The sequence below is a fragment of the Micromonospora sp. M61 genome (assembly GCF_018070245.1).
GTDB classification, from domain to species: Bacteria; Actinomycetota; Actinomycetes; order Mycobacteriales; family Micromonosporaceae; genus Micromonospora; species Micromonospora zamorensis.
The window spans coordinates 1-1751 of the sequence record NZ_JAGPYA010000134.1 but is presented as its reverse complement, the minus strand read 5'-3'; the positions used below and the strand labels follow the sequence as shown (position 1 = coordinate 1751).

Here is a 1751-nt window from a genome sequence, read left to right as displayed (position 1 = left end):
TCCGGCGGGCAGCCCGGGACGCTGGCAGATCGCCAGCGCCTTTCAAGGTGAGACCGTCTCGTTGGCCTTCTCCGGCGTGACGTTGGTCGACCGGAAGAACCGCAAGCGGCACCTGGTAGCCCGGGCCGGCGACTCGGATGCGAAACCCGGTCAGGTGACGTACCTCGCTTCGTCCGGCCTCGCCTCAGTCTTCGTCACTCCCGGTCAGTCAGTGGACCTGTACGCCATGTTCGGCGCCCCGCCGGACGACGTCACCGCCGTGGATGTCGTCATCCCTCGTGTCCCGGTGTTCGAGAATGTTCCGCTCGGTTAGCGGGCGTACGGCCCTGGCCGCGACCGCGTTGACCCTCCTGCTGGTCAGCGAACCGGTCGCCGCCTGGTCGGCGCCGACGCCGACACCCACCTCCGGGACCGCGGTCGTGCCCGGGCCCACGCTGGCGGCCGGCGCGCGGGTCGACGCCCCGATCATCGACATCCTGGCACCGACAGACGACATCTACCTGCGTACCGAGGATCTCGACGGCAACAGTCTGGAAGCCGAGTCCGGCGGACGAATCGAGCTGATCCTGGCGGCGGACGTGCTCTTCGCGTTCGGCAAGGCCGACCTCTCGCCGGCAGCCCGCACTCGGCTGGCCGAGATCGCGAGACGACTACGCGCCGAGGCCACCGGCACGGTGCAGATCTTCGGGCACACCGACGCGGTGGGCGACGACGCGCAGAACCTGGCGTTGTCCCTCCGGCGAGCCGAGGCGGTCCGAGCGGTGCTGTCCGCGGAAGGTGGCAGCCAGGTCACCTATGAGATCAAGGGCTTCGGAGAGACCCGGCCCGTCGCGCCGAACACCCTCGGCGGCAAGGACAACCCCAAGGGCCGGGCCAGCAACCGGCGCGTCGAGATCCGGTTCGACAAGTAAGACCGACGGGACCTCTTATACAGATGTTGTCGAGCGGTGGCGGCCCGCCGACACTGCGGGGGAGGCCGGCAGGGCCGCCACAGGCTCATTCCCGGTTCAGCAGGTAAGCCCGGTCCGCGTCGATGGCCACGTCCACGTTGGTTCCCTCGGCCACCGCATCCCGTGGGTCCTTGCCCGACTCGGTCACCGTGACGGTGCCGCCGGTCGTCTCCACCTCGTAGTCGATGCTCGGCCCGTGGAACGTCGACCGCAGCACCACGCCCAGGCCGGTCCCACCATCGGTGACCGGCGACAACGTCACCGTCTCGGGACGGACCATGAGGTACGCGTCCCCCGATCCAGCCACCACCGTCGAGTGGGCGGGCACAGTCAGCCGCCGGCCGAGCACCGTCACCGTCGCCTTACCGTCGGCGATGCTCTCCGGCACCGTCTCGATGAAGTTGGCCCGACCGATGAAGTCCGCCACGAAGACACTGGCCGGGCGGGCGTAGATCTCGCCGGGCGTCGCCACCTGCTCGACCTTGCCCTTGTTCATCACCACGACCCGGTCGGACATGCTCATCGCTTCGTCCTGGTCGTGGGTGACGTAGATGCTGGTGATCCCGAACATCTTCTGGATGCGACGGATCTCGGTCCGCATGGCGTCGCGCAGCTTCGCGTCCAGGTTCGACAGCGGCTCGTCGAACAGGAGCACCTTCGGCTGCACCACCAGTGCCCGGGCCAACGCGACCCGCTGCTGCTGGCCGCCGGAGAGCTCGTGCGGGCTACGGTCCTCCAGGCCGACGAGGTTCATGCTGGTCACCGCCATCCGCATGCCCTCGGCGATGTCGGCCTTGGTGC

General features: G+C 68.9%; 3 protein-coding genes. 2 read left to right on the top strand and 1 reads right to left on the bottom strand.

The window, feature by feature from the left end; translation table 11 throughout:
- On the top strand, positions 1-313 hold a 313-nt coding region (locus KBX34_RS32860), incomplete at its 5' end, for a hypothetical protein (RefSeq protein WP_210928958.1).
- Positions 297-911, top strand: coding sequence for an OmpA family protein (locus KBX34_RS32855; RefSeq protein WP_210928957.1), 615 nt, complete (start codon positions 297-299; stop codon positions 909-911). The genes KBX34_RS32860 and KBX34_RS32855, both read left to right, overlap by 17 nt.
- An 85-nt stretch (positions 912-996) precedes the next feature.
- On the opposite strand, the gene KBX34_RS34145 is transcribed toward KBX34_RS32855, so the two are convergent.
- Positions 997-1751, bottom strand: a 755-nt coding sequence (locus KBX34_RS34145) for an ABC transporter ATP-binding protein (RefSeq protein ID WP_210928956.1), incomplete at its 5' end; no start/stop codon positions are given.